Source organism: Delftia sp. WSY_16 (assembly GCF_043104415.1).
GTDB lineage: Bacteria > Pseudomonadota > Gammaproteobacteria > Burkholderiales > Burkholderiaceae_C > Comamonas > Comamonas tsuruhatensis.
This window is the reverse complement of sequence record NZ_JBICKS010000003.1, coordinates 145,576-159,190: the sequence shown is the minus strand read 5'-3', so window position 1 is coordinate 159,190 and position 13,615 is coordinate 145,576. Positions and strand designations below refer to the sequence as shown.

At 67.5% G+C, this 13,615-nt stretch carries 13 protein-coding genes and 1 pseudogene; 6 read left to right on the top strand and 8 right to left on the bottom strand.

Going from position 1 to position 13,615, the window contains the following annotated elements; all coding sequences use genetic code 11:
• Positions 1-10: 10 nt before the first annotated feature.
• From ttcA to ACF8O7_RS01520, 3 genes are read right to left on the bottom strand one after another with little or no spacing between them, the layout of a single operon-like run.
• Positions 11-982 (bottom strand): tRNA 2-thiocytidine(32) synthetase TtcA, encoded by a 972-nt coding sequence (gene ttcA, locus ACF8O7_RS01530; RefSeq protein WP_016446517.1) that lies wholly within the window; start codon positions 980-982, stop codon positions 11-13.
• On the bottom strand, positions 976-1,347 hold the full coding sequence (locus ACF8O7_RS01525; RefSeq protein ID WP_016451860.1) for a dihydroneopterin aldolase: 372 nt from the start codon (positions 1,345-1,347) through the stop codon (positions 976-978). The genes ttcA and ACF8O7_RS01525 overlap by 7 nt, the downstream gene beginning before the upstream one ends.
• Positions 1,348-1,389: 42 nt before the next feature.
• Positions 1,390-2,175 carry an SDR family oxidoreductase gene (locus ACF8O7_RS01520; RefSeq protein WP_026062653.1) on the bottom strand — a complete coding sequence of 262 codons (786 nt, stop codon included), beginning with the start codon at positions 2,173-2,175 and terminating at the stop codon, positions 1,390-1,392.
• A 116-nt stretch (positions 2,176-2,291) separates the two neighbouring features.
• On the opposite strand from ACF8O7_RS01520, the gene ACF8O7_RS01515 reads away from it, so the two are divergent.
• Positions 2,292-3,305 (top strand): class I SAM-dependent methyltransferase, encoded by a 1,014-nt coding sequence (locus ACF8O7_RS01515; RefSeq protein WP_016451859.1) that lies wholly within the window; start codon positions 2,292-2,294, stop codon positions 3,303-3,305.
• Positions 3,306-3,331: 26 nt separating this feature from the next.
• Here ACF8O7_RS01515 and ACF8O7_RS01510 read toward each other — a convergent pair whose 3' ends face one another.
• Positions 3,332-4,222 (bottom strand): hypothetical protein, encoded by an 891-nt coding sequence (locus ACF8O7_RS01510; RefSeq protein WP_016451858.1) that lies wholly within the window; start codon positions 4,220-4,222, stop codon positions 3,332-3,334.
• Positions 4,223-4,355: 133 nt separating this feature from the next.
• On the opposite strand from ACF8O7_RS01510, the gene ACF8O7_RS01505 reads away from it, so the two are divergent.
• Both ACF8O7_RS01505 and trxC read left to right on the top strand, forming a co-directional pair.
• Positions 4,356-4,550 carry a DUF2905 domain-containing protein gene (locus tag ACF8O7_RS01505; protein ID WP_012203183.1) on the top strand — a complete coding sequence of 65 codons (195 nt, stop codon included), beginning with the start codon at positions 4,356-4,358 and terminating at the stop codon, positions 4,548-4,550.
• A gap of 76 nt (positions 4,551-4,626) precedes the next feature.
• A complete protein-coding gene (gene trxC / locus ACF8O7_RS01500) occupies positions 4,627-5,061 on the top strand; it encodes a thioredoxin TrxC (protein WP_016451857.1) in 435 nt (144 codons plus the stop codon).
• A 42-nt stretch (positions 5,062-5,103) separates the two neighbouring features.
• Here the strand turns inward: trxC and ACF8O7_RS01495 are convergent, their stop codons facing one another.
• Complete coding sequence (locus ACF8O7_RS01495) at positions 5,104-5,787, bottom strand: response regulator transcription factor (protein ID WP_016451856.1); 684 nt, start codon at positions 5,785-5,787, stop codon at positions 5,104-5,106.
• 73 nt (positions 5,788-5,860) lie between these two features.
• On the opposite strand from ACF8O7_RS01495, the gene ACF8O7_RS01490 reads away from it, so the two are divergent.
• On the top strand, positions 5,861-7,813 hold the full coding sequence (locus ACF8O7_RS01490) for a sensor histidine kinase (RefSeq protein ID WP_017406439.1): 1,953 nt from the start codon (positions 5,861-5,863) through the stop codon (positions 7,811-7,813).
• A gap of 25 nt (positions 7,814-7,838) precedes the next feature.
• On the opposite strand, the gene ACF8O7_RS01485 is transcribed toward ACF8O7_RS01490, so the two are convergent.
• Both ACF8O7_RS01485 and ACF8O7_RS01480 read right to left on the bottom strand, forming a co-directional pair.
• Positions 7,839-9,092: a multifunctional CCA addition/repair protein gene (locus tag ACF8O7_RS01485; RefSeq protein WP_034367353.1), complete on the bottom strand. Its 1,254-nt coding sequence runs from the start codon at positions 9,090-9,092 to the stop codon at positions 7,839-7,841.
• Between the two features lie 212 nt (positions 9,093-9,304).
• Positions 9,305-9,996, bottom strand: a pseudogene (locus tag ACF8O7_RS01480) (glutathione S-transferase family protein).
• 88 nt (positions 9,997-10,084) lie between these two features.
• On the opposite strand from ACF8O7_RS01480, the gene queC reads away from it, so the two are divergent.
• Positions 10,085-10,843: a 7-cyano-7-deazaguanine synthase QueC gene (queC, locus tag ACF8O7_RS01475; RefSeq protein ID WP_017406441.1), complete on the top strand. Its 759-nt coding sequence runs from the start codon at positions 10,085-10,087 to the stop codon at positions 10,841-10,843.
• Positions 10,844-10,984: 141 nt separating this feature from the next.
• Here queC and ACF8O7_RS01470 read toward each other — a convergent pair whose 3' ends face one another.
• Positions 10,985-11,557, bottom strand: a complete 573-nt coding sequence (locus tag ACF8O7_RS01470; protein ID WP_016446506.1) for a 5-formyltetrahydrofolate cyclo-ligase — start codon at positions 11,555-11,557, stop codon at positions 10,985-10,987.
• A gap of 15 nt (positions 11,558-11,572) precedes the next feature.
• On the opposite strand from ACF8O7_RS01470, the gene ACF8O7_RS01465 reads away from it, so the two are divergent.
• Positions 11,573-13,552 carry a lytic transglycosylase domain-containing protein gene (locus ACF8O7_RS01465; protein WP_016446505.1) on the top strand — a complete coding sequence of 660 codons (1,980 nt, stop codon included), beginning with the start codon at positions 11,573-11,575 and terminating at the stop codon, positions 13,550-13,552.
• Positions 13,553-13,615: the final 63 nt, after the last annotated feature.

Below are 13,615 nucleotides of genomic sequence, written 5' to 3'. Positions count from 1 at the left end.
GGTTCAGCCGTCAGGACGACAGTTGTACCACCTGCAGACCGGGCAGCGATGCGGACACTGGCATCTCTTCATGGTCGAAGGCCATGTCGCCGTTGGGGTCGGCAATGCCGGTGGCCTTGGCGTTCTTGAAGTCGTGCAGCTCGGGATCCATCATGTGCGTGGTCACGATGTGGCCCATGGCGCGGAACATGCTTTCCACGCGGCCCGGGAATTTCTTGTCCCACTCGCGCAGCAGCTCGCCCACGGCCACGCGCTGCAGGCCGTCCTGGCTACCGCAGAGGTTGCAGGGGATGATGGGGAAGTTCTGGTACTGGGCCCAGCGCACGGTGTCCTTCTCGGGCACGTAGCACAGCGGGCGGATCACCACATGCTTGCCGTCGTCCGAGACCAGCTTCGGGGGCATGCCCTTCATGCGGCCGCCGTAGAACATGTTGAGCATCAGCGTCTGCACGATGTCGTCGCGGTGGTGGCCCAGGGCCACCTTGGTGCAGCCCAGCTCGTCGGCCACCTTGTACAGGATGGCGCGGCGCAGGCGAGAGCACAGGCCGCAGGTGGTCTTGCCCTCGGGCACGACGCGCTTGACCACGCTGTAGGTGTCCTGCGTTTCGATGTGGTAGTCCACGCCGATGCTCTTGAAGTACTCGGGCAGCACATGGTCGGGAAAGCCGGGCTGCTTCTGGTCGAGGTTCACGGCCACCAGCTCGAATTTGACGGGCGCGCGCTTTTGCAGCTTGCGCAGCACGTCCAGCATCGTGTAGCTGTCCTTGCCGCCCGACATGCAGACCATGATCTTGTCGCCTTCCTCGATCATGTTGAAGTCGGTGATGGCGCGGCCCACCTCGCGGCACAGGCGCTTTTCGAGCTTGATCTGCTCGCGCTCGATCTTGATGCGGTTGCCGCCTGCGGTGTCTGCGGGGGCGTCGGCGGCGGCTTCTTCGGCCAGCCAGGGGTTGTCGGTCACTGCGTTCATGGGGTTCACCATTGTCCTGTCTCGACGCGAATGGCCACTTCGCAGTCGTCAAAAATTTCGAGCTTGGCGATCTTCACGCGCACGCCCATCACGCCGGGCAGCTGCATCAGGCGCTGGGCCAGCTTGCCGATCAGGCTCTCCAGCAAGTTCACATGCTCGGCCGTGCATTCATCGATGATGATCTGGCGCACCTTGCGGTAGTCCAGCACATGCAGGATGTCGTCGTCGCGCGGAGCCAGCGGTTGGGTGCCCAGGCTCAGCTCGGCATCGACCTGGATGGGCTGGGGCATCTGTTTTTCGTGGGCGAGGATGCCCAGGTTGGCGTCGAAACGCAAACCCGTGAGCGTCAGGGTCTGTTGTCCGGTGGCGGAGTTCATGGGGAAAAGCCGTGGAGTGTGGGGATGGGCGCGGGCAGGCGCCTACATCATGGAAAAGTCGCGCTCGAAGCGCTGCAGGTGCTGGCCGCCATCGACCAGCAGCGTGGTGCCCGTGATGGACTGGTTGTCCAGCGCAAAGCACACGGTGGCGGCCACGTCGGCCGCGCTGGACGAGCGGCCCAGCGGGCTGAGGCGGTGCAGGGCCTCGAAGCGCTCCTGGCTCAGCATGTGGCTGGTCAGCGTCAGGCCCGGGGCCACGCCGACCACGCGCACGCGCGGCGCCAGGGCCAGCGCCAGCATGGTCCCTGCGGCCTCAAGCGCTGCCTTGGACAGCGTGTAGCTGAGGAAATCGGGGTTCTGGTTCCAGAGCTTCTGGTCCAGCATGTTGATCACGGCGCCGCTGGCATGCTCCTCGCCGGCCGCCACGCGGTCCTCGATATGGGCATGCAGCGCCTGGGCCAGCAGGATGGGCGCGCCGGTGTTGCTGCGCAGGTGGGCTTCCAGGGCCACGTAGCTGAAGCTGCCGGCGTCGTCATGCTCGAACAGGGAGGCGTTGTTGACCACGGCGTCCAGGTGGCCGAAGTGCGCAACGGCACGCGGCACCAGGGAGCGCACCGAGTCCTCGTTGAAGAAATCGGCATCCAGGGCGGCGCTGTCGCCGGCCAGTTCAGCGCAGGTGGCGGCCGTCTCCAGCGCCTCGTCGTGGGAATCGCGGTAGTGCACGGCCACCTGCCAGCCGGCGCTGGCAAGCGCGAGCGCGATGTCGCGCCCCAGGCGGCGGGCCGCGCCGGTCACCAAAACTGTGCGTGTTCGGGCAGGTGTGGACATTCGAGGACAATGTACGGATCGTGACGACAGAACCCTCAATTTTAACGGCCGCCCTGCAAACCCGTATTGCGCAAGAGATTGCGTCCTCGGGCGGATGGCTGGCTTTCGACCGTTTCATGGCCCTGGCGCTGTACGAGCCGGGCCTGGGCTACTACGCCAATGACACCGCCAAGTTCGGGCTGATGCCATCGTCGGGCAGCGATTTCGTGACCGCGCCCGAGATGTCCCCGGTCTTCGGCCAGCTGCTGGCCGCCCAGGTGGCCGAGGCGCTGCAGCGCACGCACACCCGCGAAGTCTGGGAGTTTGGTGCCGGCACGGGCGCGCTGGCGCTGCAGGTGCTGGACGAGCTGGCGGCCCTGGGCGTGCGGCCGGACCGCTACACCATCGTCGACCTGTCGGGCACGCTGCGTGCGCGACAGCAGCTCAGGCTGGTCAAGTACGAAGGCCTGGTGCACTGGGCCGATGCCCTGCCCGATAGGCTTGAAGGCGTGGTCATCGGCAACGAGGTGCTGGATGCCATGCCCGTGCAGCTGCTGGTGCGCAAGGCAGGTGTCTGGCATGAGCGCGGCGTGGTGCTGCAGCCGGACGGCAGCCTGGGCTGGGAAGACAGGCCCACGCCACTGCGCCCGCCGATGGACATCGAGGGCGAGCACGACTACCTGACCGAAATCCACCCGCAGGGCGAGGCCTTCATTCGCACGCTGGGCGAGCGCATGGCGCGCGGCGCGGCATTTTTCATCGACTACGGCTTTGGCGAATCCGAGTATTTCCACCCGCAGCGCCACATGGGCACCCTGGTGTGCCACCGGCTGCACAAGGTGGACGACGATCCGCTGGCCGATGTCGGCCTCAAGGACATCACGGCCCATGTGAACTTCACGGGCACGGCCGTGGCAGCGCAGGAGGCGGGCTTCGAGGTGCTGGGCTATACCTCGCAGGCCCATTTCCTCATCAACTGCGGCCTGGGCCCCAAGCTCGACGCACTGGCCCAGGGCCCGCGCGCCATGGCCACCAAGCTGATGATGGAGCACGAGATGGGCGAGCTGTTCAAGGTCATCGGCCTGGCCAAGGGCGTGGAGCCCTGGGACGCCATGGGCTTTGTGCGCGGCGACCGCACGCACCGCCTGTAGCCGCCGGCCAGAGCTCTGCCCCGGCCTCAGCGCTGGACGCTTCGGCCGTTGCTCACCTCGTAGGCCGTCTGGTCCTTGAGGTTGATGCGGTAGATCTCGCGCGTGACGTTGCCCGAGAAACCCAGCTCCACGATGGACAGGTTCTCGAACGTGGTCGTGAAGCCGCCGGGCAGGATGCGGTTCAGGCGCGCGGCGGTCTCGCCCATGGCGCGCTCGATCTCGGGCGTGAAGGTGGCTTCGCTGTAGACCAGGGTGTTGTGCGGGTTGTGGCTGCGCACCTCCTTGCCGGCCTGCACCTGGTTGATGCCGCTGACACCCACGCTTTGCACCATGGCCTTGGCAGAGTCGTTCATGCGGGCATAGACGGGTCCCGTCACGCGCGGCAGCGGGCCGTCGCGCAGCGGCGCCATGGCGGCGGTGGCGCGGGTGTTGAAGTCCATCATGGCATCGTAGGCCGGGCCGGACTTGACGATGCCCAGGTCCAGCCACCAGGGCTTGCCGGCCCCCTTGGCGGCCTCGGTGGTGTAGAAATTCTTCAGGTGAACGTCCTGCAGCACGGGCGGCAGCGCCGGCAGGGCCGCCAGCATCTTGCGCGGCGTGGACGGGTCGGCGCTATGGATATGCACCACGGTGACATGGGGCAGATTGAAGGTGTTGGCCTCGGCCACCAGCTTCAGGCGCAGCAACTGCTCGTGCACCACGGGTGCGACCTGGCTGTCCAGGATGGCGGTGGCATCGGCCGGCAGGCGGTAGACCAGGCCATAGGTGGCCTGGTGCGCGCGGAAGTCGCTGCGCTGCAGGGCGCTGTTGTCGATGGCGCCGGGTCGGGCTGCCGGCGCAGGTGCGCTGGCGCAGGCGGTCATCAGCAAGGCGGCGGGCAGGGCTGCGGCAAGAAGAAGGCGGCGGTTGCGTTGCATGGCGAATTCGTGGTGGTCGGCCTGGAGGCGATGAAGAGGGGGGGACAGCGGCAATGTAGGCAGTCCATATGTCGTGTGCATGACGCGGTGTACTCTGTATGGCCCGGTCCCGCGTCGCCGTACACTCGGCGCCATGATCCGCTGGCTCCTCGTCATCTTTCTGGCCCTGCTGCTGTTCAATGGCCTGCACGCCTGGCTGGAACGCATAGGCCTGGGCCGCCTGCCGGGCGACTTCCGCTTTCGCCTGTTCGGCCGCGTGATCTTTCTGCCCATTGCCAGCACCGTGTTGCTCAGCGTGATTGCCGCCCTGATCGCCAAGCTGGTCTGAGCATGGCTTGAAGCATGGGCGCAGCGCCCGTATATGCATGCAATTGCCCCCATGACTCGCCAACAAGAGGCCGCCCATGTCCGACAAGCTGCATTTCGTCTGCCCCCATTGCCACACCACCAACCGCATTGCGGTCGATCAGCTGGGTAGCGCGCCTGATTGCGGCAGCTGCCATCAACCGCTGGTCACCGGCCAGCCCGTGGCGCTGGATGCGCAGAGCTTCGCCAGGCATGTGGGGCGCAGCCAGGTGCCCGTGGTGGTCGATTTCTGGGCCCCCTGGTGCGGCCCCTGCCGCATGATGGCGCCTGCCTTCGAACAGGCGGCTCAGGCGCTGGCGCCCGGCGTGCAACTGGCCAAGCTCGATACCGAGGCGCACCCCCACGCTGCCGCGCCCTGGAACATCCGCAGCATCCCGACCATGGTGGTGTTCAAGGAAGGACGCGAGATCGCCCGTGTCTCCGGCGCGCTGCCTGCCGGCGAGATCGTGCGCTGGGTGCGCTCGGTCGTCTGATGGTTGCCGGGCCACAAGGACCGGGTGCCTTCAGGCCCTTCCTCAGGCCTGCACTTCACCCGGCAGATAGAAGCAATAGCCGCTGTTGCGCAGCGTCTTGACAGGCAGTTGCTGGCCGCTGGCCTCTTGCACCTTGCGCCTCAGCCGGCGCATCTGGGTGTCCAGGCGGCGCTGGTCGTAGACCAGATAGTCTCCACCCAGCGCCTGCACGATCTGGCGGCGGCTGACGCTGGTCCCTGCCTTGCCCATCAGGCAGTGCAGCACCAGCAGGTCCTGGTGTGACAGCGCCACAGGGGGCGAAGCGGGGGGCTGCAGGCGGCTGGGGCCAAGCTGCAGCAGCCACGGCGCCTGGCGCTGCTGCAGGCCCAGGCGCCGCACCAGGGCGGCCAGGGTGGCTTCCAGCTCGTCGAGATCGCAGCCTTTGCCCAGGTAGTGGTCGGCGCCGATCTCCAGGCCGTCGATGCGGTTGGCGCTGCTGTTGAGCGCGCTGAAGACGATGATGCCCAGTTGCTGGCCCTGCTGGCGCAGGCGCTGGATCAGCGCCAGGCCGTTGCCGTCGGGCAGGCCGATGTCGATGATGGCCAGCCGGTGGCGCCGCGCATCGAAATGGCGGTCGAACTCCTGCAGGCTGGCCACGCACTGCGGTGCATAGCCCAGGGATTCGAGGAACTCGCCCAGTTCATGGCGCAGCACGGGCTCGTCTTCGAGCAGGATCACATCAAGCATGGACTGGGAGGAGGGCAGGCGGGTGACAGCGCAGACAGCTGGTGTACGCTGGCGGCCCCGTGGTGGACTTCAGATGCGATATTACCGTGCAACCCTCATCGTGCTGGCCTGGCTGCTGTGCCCACTGCTGCTCCAGGCCCGGACCCTCGTGCTGGACCCCGATGTGCCCATGCAGGAGACCGCAGGGCAGTGGCAGCGGCTCGATGACGCTTCGGGCCTGCTCGATGTCCGGCAGGCCGACCTGGCGCCCGGGTGGAAGGCGATGCCAGGGCACCTGAACGCCAGCTTCACGCAGGCGGCGGTCTGGTTGCGCATGCCGCTGCAGGTGCAGCAGCCCGGCAGCTGGATGCTGTTGCTGGGCAATGCCCTGCTCGATGAGGTGGAGGTCCATGTGCGCCGGCCTGGCGACCCCTGGCAGCTGCTGGGTCGCAGCGGCGAAGAGATTCCGCGTCACGCCTGGCCGGTGGACTACCGCAGTCCCGCATTCCAGTTCGAACCTGCTGCCGCCGGGTCATACGAGTTGCTGGTGCGCCTGCGTGCGCGCAACGCGCTCGTCACCCGTATCGATCTGTGGCAGCGACTGGCGTTCGACAACCATACGCGGCGCGAGGCCCTCTCGTTCGGCCTGTACTTCGGGCTGTACCTGCTGTTGATTGGCGTGCAACTGGTGTTCTGGCTGGGCACGCGGGCTCCGGTGAGCGGCCTGTTTCTGGCCTATCTCAGCGTCTGCGTGCTCAATGAGGTGGTATCGCTGGGGCTGGTGCAGCAGTTGACGGGCCTGCCGGGTTTCTGGAGCGACCGCCTGCTGGGATGCGGCATTGCCGGCGCCCTGGCGATCTCCATGCAACTGGCCTGCAGGCAGTTGGAGCTGGCATCGCTGTATCCGCGGCTGGTGCGCCAGATCGTGCCGCTGCTGTGGCTGTTCAGCCTGTGCTGCATGCTGCTGGTGGTGTCGGGGCACTACTCGGCGGGCATGGTCCCGGTGCAGGCCATGACCCTGCCGCTGACCGTGGGCTTTCTCGCATTCGCCCTTTGGCTGTGGCGGCGCGGCCACGCCCCGGCACGGTTCTTCATGCTGGCGTTCGGCATCTTCTATGCCGGCGTGCTGATCTCTTTCCTGCGCAACCTGGGCTGGCTGCCCATGAACGCGCTGACCGCGCTGGTGTCCACGCATGCGTCCGCGCTGGGCACCATGGCGCACATGCTGCTGCTCAGTGGCTGGATCATCGGCGGATACGAGCGCAGGCGCCGCATTCGAGAGCACGAGCAGGTCCGGCTGGAGGCGGAACTGCGGCAGCGACAGTTGCGCGAAAGCGAACTCAGCGAGGCGCTGGCGCTGGAGCGCAGGGTGCGCCAGGAGCAGCGCGACTTTGTCGCCATGGTCTCGCACGAACTGCGCACGCCGCTGGCCATCATCCTGACCAGTGCGCAGCAACTGGCGCGCAATCTGGCTGCACCGCCCGACAAGACGCTGGCACGCAGCCGCAACATCCGCGAAGCCGCCCAGCGCCTGCTGGCCCTGGTGGACGACTGCCTGGCCGACGACCGCATGGCCGACCCCCAGCCCCATGCCGAGCCGCGCCTGCAGCCGTGCGACCTGCATGCGCTGGTGGATGGCTTGTGCCTGGACTTTGCGCCCGGCCGCATCGTCTGCCAACTGGGCGGGGGCACGCAGCAATTGATCACCGATGCCGGCCTGCTGCGCATCGCGCTGCGCAATCTGCTGGCCAATGCAGACCGCCACACGCCCGAGGGCGAATCGGTCCGCCTGGACGTGACCAGGCAGGGCGAGGGTCTGGAGATCCAGGTCTCGAATCCGGCAGAGCCCATTGCCCAGGCGGACCAGGACCAGCTGTTCGAAAGGTATTACCGTGGCCGCAACGCCCAGCACCGGCCCGGCGCCGGGCTGGGGCTGTACCTGGTGCGGCGCATCGCCGAGCGGCTGGGCGGCAGCGTGGCCTTGTTGACGGCAGGAGGCGAGCAGCCCGTGTGCCTGCGACTGGTCCTGCCCGTGGCGCGAGCCTGATTCCCGTGTGTGGCGGCCTTTGCGCTCAGGCCGCCTGCGCCAGCCAATCTGCCACGGCCTGTGCGCGCGCCGCCTGCACGGCTTCGCCGATGGCCTTGCCCTGCTTGCCGCGCGCAGCGGCCTGGGCGGCGATGTCAGAGGTGGAGACGGACAGCGCTGCGGCCAGCGCTTCGCGCAGGCGGGCACGCTGGGGATAGGGCCGGTCTTCGAAACCCAGTCTTCCGCGTGCATCGCACTCACAGGCCATGAGCGCCTGCTCGAAGCGCGCGGGCTTGCGGATGGCGTCGCAGCGCTCCAGCAGGCGGACGATGGCGGCGCCGTTGAGTTCGCCGCTGCGGTGGATGTTGCCGTGCTCGCGCGCCACCACGTCGCCCAGTTCGCGGCAGTCCGTGGGCACGCGCAGACGCTCGCCCACTTTCTCGGCCAGCCGGGCGCTGCGCTGCTCATGGCCTATGTGGCGCGGCAGCACATCGGCCGGCGTCGTTCCCTTGCCCAGGTCGTGCACCAGGCAGGCGTATCGCACGGGCAGGGGGGCGTCGAGCTGTGCGGCCATGTCCAGCACCATCATGGCGTGCACGCCGGTATCGACCTCAGGGTGGTACTCGGCGCGCTGGGGCACGCCCCACAGCCGCTCCAGCTCGGGCAGCAGCACGGACAGCGCACCGCACTCGCGCAGCAGCTCGAACATGCGCGAGGGGCGGCGCTCCATCAGGCCACGGCTGATCTCCTGCCACACGCGCTCGGGCACCAGGGCATCCACCTCGCCGGCGGCCACCATCTCCCGCATCAGGGCCATGGTTTCCGGCGCCACCGTGAATTCGTGGAAACGTGCCGCAAAGCGCGCCACGCGCAGGATGCGCACCGGGTCTTCGCGGAAGGCCCCGGTCACATGGCGCAGCACCCGGGCCTGAAGATCGGCCTGGCCGTGGTAGGGATCGGTGATGGCGCTTTCACCATCCCAGTCCGCAGGAGCGGCCATGGCATTGATGGTCAGGTCGCGCCGGGCCAGATCCTGCTCCAGCGTGACATCGGGCGCCGCCTGCACGACGAAACCCCGGTACCCCAGGCCGCTCTTGCGCTCGGTACGCGCCAGCGCGTATTCCTCGTGCGTCTCGGGATGGAGGAAGACCGGGAAGTCCCGCCCCACAGGCAGAAAGCCGCGCGCGGACATTTGTTCGGGCGTGGCGCCGACCACCACCCAGTCGCGGTCATGCACGGCCCGCCCCAAAAGACGGTCGCGCACCGCGCCGCCCACCATGTACACCTGAAATTCGCTCATGCCGCAATGGTAGGGCCTGGGCGGTGACATGATGGCGGGCTGCCTCCACGCACCGATGGAGTGCCGAGCGCATGCTTTCTTCCGGATTCTTTCTAGAGACGAACTCAAGCAGCGCCAGCCGGACGGCCGCTGCACTGCCTCCGCAACCGCGGCATTGCGCAGGCCGCGCCCACCCCAGCGCAGCAGTGCTCCGACTTTTGCTGGTGCGCCGCTCAGCCGGCCGCAGGCGCGCTGCGGTAGGGTTCCTCGAACGGCCGGAAATCGTGCTCGGCCAGTGCGCCCTGCACCCAGTCCTGCACGCCCGGCAAGGCGCGCACGCGGCGCACGTAGGCGTCGATGGCCGGGGCCAGCGGCAGCTCGTAGGTCGTCAGGCGCATGCACACGGGCGCGAAAAAGGCATCGACGATGCTGAACTGGTCATACAGCATGGGGCCGCTGGCCGTGGACAGCAGCGGCTGCCACAGCTCGGACAGGTGCTGGACATCGTCGCGCAGGTCCGCGCGCTCGGCCCACAGCCGCGCGCCGACCTCGGGCAACTGGGCCTCGATATTCATGGGGCACAGCGAGCGCAGCGCGCCGAAGCCGCTGTGCATCTCGGCACAGAGGCTGCGCGCGCGGGCGCGGTTCAGGGCCAGGGTCGGCCACAGGTGTTTTTCAGGGAATTTCTCGGCCAGGTACTCGCAGATGGCCAGGCTGTCCCAGATGGCCATGCCTTCGTCCATGAGCACGGGAACGCGGCCCGAGGGAGACAGCGCGCGGGCGCGCTGCTTGAAGGCGGACTGCTCGTCGAAGCTGTCAAAGCGCAGCATGACTTCTTCGAAAGCAATGCCGGCCTGGCGCATCAGCACCAGGGGCGCATGGACCAGGATGAGTAATTCTTGTTGCCGATATAGAGCGTGAGCATGGCCGCAACCTCCGCGATAGGCCCTACAGCTTAGCAAGCATGGCAGGAAAACCCATGTAGGAGCCGGGCGCTGCCTGGGCGCGCTCTAATGCGTGCCATGCAAAACGATAGCTCTTCCCCCCAGGCGCCAGCGGGGCGCCACACGGCTGCGCTGGTCCTGTTTTCCGGCGGCCAGGATTCGACCACCTGCCTGGCGCAGGCACTGTCGCTGTACGAGCGCGTCGAGACCCTGGGTTTCGACTACGGCCAGCGCCACAGCGTGGAAATGCAGGTGCGCCAGCAGGTGCGCGAGCGGCTGGCCAGGGACTTTCCCGAATGGGCACCGCGCCTGGGTGACGACCATGTCCTCTCGCTGGACGTGCTGCAGCAGATCGGCGGCTCCTCCCTGACCGAGGACGTGGCCTTCGCCATGCAGGCCGACGGCCTGCCCAACACCTTCGTGCCCGGCCGCAACCTGCTGTTCCTGACCCTGGCCGGCGCGCTGGCCTACCGTCGCGGCCTGTCGGTCATCGTCACCGGCGTCTGCGAAACCGACTACTCCGGCTACCCCGACTGCCGTGACGACACCATGAAGGCCATGCAGCTCGCCCTGAACCTGGGCCTGGAGCGGCGCCTGCGCATCGAAACCCCGCTCATGTGGATAGACAAGGCCCAGACCTGGCAAATGGCCCACGACCTGGGTGGCGACACCCTGGTGGACCTCATCCAGCGCGACACCCACACCTGCTACCAGGGCACGCGCGAGACGCTGCACGACTGGGGCTACGGCTGCGGAACCTGCCCCGCCTGCGACCTGCGAGCCCGCGGCTGGCATCAATGGCAGGCGCAGCGCGAGACAGCAAACTAAAGAAGCACAGCGCTAAAAACCGGCGCGGCCAAAAGCGAGGGACACCGAGCAAGGGCCGCCCCGCAGTGAGGGTGTCGTCCCCCTCCCCCGCGAAGCGGGCAGAGAGGGGGAAGGCGCGCAGCGCCTCAGGGGGTGCTTGTTCTACACCGGCCAGACGACTCCGTGGTCGTTCAAGATGGCGTCCAGCGGCAGGTCATGCGGCTCGGGCTCGAACTCGTCCACATAGCCGCAGCCGTAGCCCAGACCCACGGTGAAGGGCCTGGGCTGCAGCTCGGCCAGGGTGCGGTCGTAGAAACCGCCGCCATAGCCCAGGCGGTAGCCACCGGCCGCGTAGCCCACGCAGGGCACGAACAGCAGGGTGGGGGTGAGGGTTTCGGTGTCCTTGGGCTTGGGGATGCCATAGGCGTCCTCTTCCATGGGACAGCCCGGGTACCAGGCGTGAAAGCTGAGTGTCTTACGCTGCTTGTCGATCACCGGCAATCCGATGCGGCGTCTTTGTGGGGTACCCTGTAGCTCGCCATCTTCCTTCCACCGGTGAAGCGCTGGCAGCGGGTCGAACTCCCCCTTGATCGGCCAATAGGCGCCGATGATGCTGTCGGGCCGCTGTATCAGCCAAAAGCGCATGACCTGCTGCAGCGCGTCGGCGCGCTGCAATCGGTCGGGAAGGTTGAGGCGCTGGTCTATCAAGCTGCGGCGCAGGGCTGCTTTGTCCATCAGATAATTTCCTCCATGCACTGGCTGAAGATTTTGACACCGCTTCTGGCGGCTTCCCTCTGGACCACCGCAGCCACGCCTGCGCTGGCGCAAAACCGTGGCGATGACGTCCTGCTGGAAATGCAGCAGGCCTTTCGCAAGGGCGACAAGGCCAAGCTCACGCAGCTGCTGCCTTCTGCGCGTGGCCATGTGCTCGAACCTTGGGCCGCCTATTGGGAACTCAAGGCCCGGCTCGAAGAAGCCAGTGCCGACGAGATTCTGGGGTTTTTCAAGCGCTGGCCCGGCACCTACCAGGAAGACCGGCTGCGCAATGACTGGCTGCTGCTGCTGGGGCAGCGGCGCGACTGGGGCATGTTCGATCAGGTGCACGGGGCGTTTCGCATGCGCGATGACCGTTCCGTCAACTGCTATGCCCTGCTGATCGACAACCTCAAGGGCCAGCCTGCTGCCAATCTTGGCCAGCAGGTCCGCGACCTGTGGTGGGCCCAGCGCGACGCCGACGACGGCTGCACCTATGCTGCCGGCGAGCTGTACGCAGCCAAGCAGATCAGCGAGCCCGAAGTCTGGCGCAAGGCACGCCAGTCGGCCGAGGCCAATCGCCAGAAGGCCACGCGCGATGCCGTGGCCATCGTCGCGCCCGAGGCCCTGCCCCAGGTGGCGCAGGTATTCGCCTCGCCGGCGAAATACCTTGCCGGGCAGACGCGCGTGCGCGGTGCCGTGCCCAAGGAACTGGCGCTGCTGGCGCTGATCCGCATGGCGTCCAGCGACCCGGCGGCGGCGGCCACCCAGCTGGAAGGCGGCTGGGGTGCCCGGCTGACGGCCGAAGAGAACAACTGGGCCTGGGGCGTGATCGGCAAGCAGGCCGCGCTCAAGCTGCAGCCCGAGGCTGCGGCCTATTTCGGCAAGGTGCGCAAGGACGGCGATCTCAGCGACGAACTGCTGGGTTGGAAGGTGCGTGCCGCGTTGCGTGCAGGCGACTGGCGCACGGTGCGCCGCGCCATCGACGCCATGGGGCCTGAGCGCACCGAACACACATGGACCTACTGGAAGGCCCGCGCCCTGCTGTCGGGCCGCCCCAGCGAGCAGGAGCGCTCCGAGGCGCGCCAGCTGCTGGAGGACATGGCCGGCCCCGGCAGTTTCTACGAGCAGCTGGCGCTGGAGGACATCGGCCAGCGCGTGACGGCCCCACCGCCGCCTGCGCCGCCCACGGCACAGGAGAAGGCCGCCGCCCGCGCCAACCCCAGCCTGGTGCGCGGCCTCTACGCCATCCAGAACGGCCTGCGCAGCGAAGGCGTGCGTGAATGGAACTACGCCACCAACCTGCACCAGGCCGGCGGCATGAACGACCGCGAACTGCTGGCCGCCGCCGACCTGGCCTGCCAGCAGCAGGTCTGGGACCGCTGCATCAACACCAGCGAGCGCACGCGCAGCTTTGCCGACTGGAGCCAGCGCTTTCCCATGCCCTTCCACGACACGGTGCTGGCGCGCTCGCGTTCCATCGGGCTGGACCCTGCCTATGTCTATGGACTGATCCGCCAGGAAAGCCGCTTCATCATGGATGCGCGCTCGGGCGTGGGCGCCTCGGGCCTGATGCAGGTCATGCCGGCCACGGCCCGGTGGACGGCGCGCAAGATCGGCATGACGGACTTTTCCCCGTCCATGATCAATGACCGCGATGTGAATATCACCATAGGCACCGCCTATCTGAAGCTGGCGCTGGACGATTTCGACGGCTCCATGGCGCTGGCTGCGGCCGGCTACAACGCCGGCCCCGGCCGCCCGCGCAACTGGCGCAACGGCCCGGTGCTCGACGCCGCCATCTGGGCCGAGAACGTGCCCTTCACCGAGACGCGCGACTATGTGAAGAAGGTGCTGTCCAACACCACCAACTACGCGGCGCTGATCACGGGCCAGCCCCAGTCGCTCAAGAGCCGCCTGGGCACCATCGGCCCGCGTGATGCGGCCACGCCCGACCCCAGCAAGGATCTGCCCTGAGCCGCACTTGACATTCCTGCGGGATGCGGCGATGCCTGTCGGCGCTACACTTGGTTACCGACT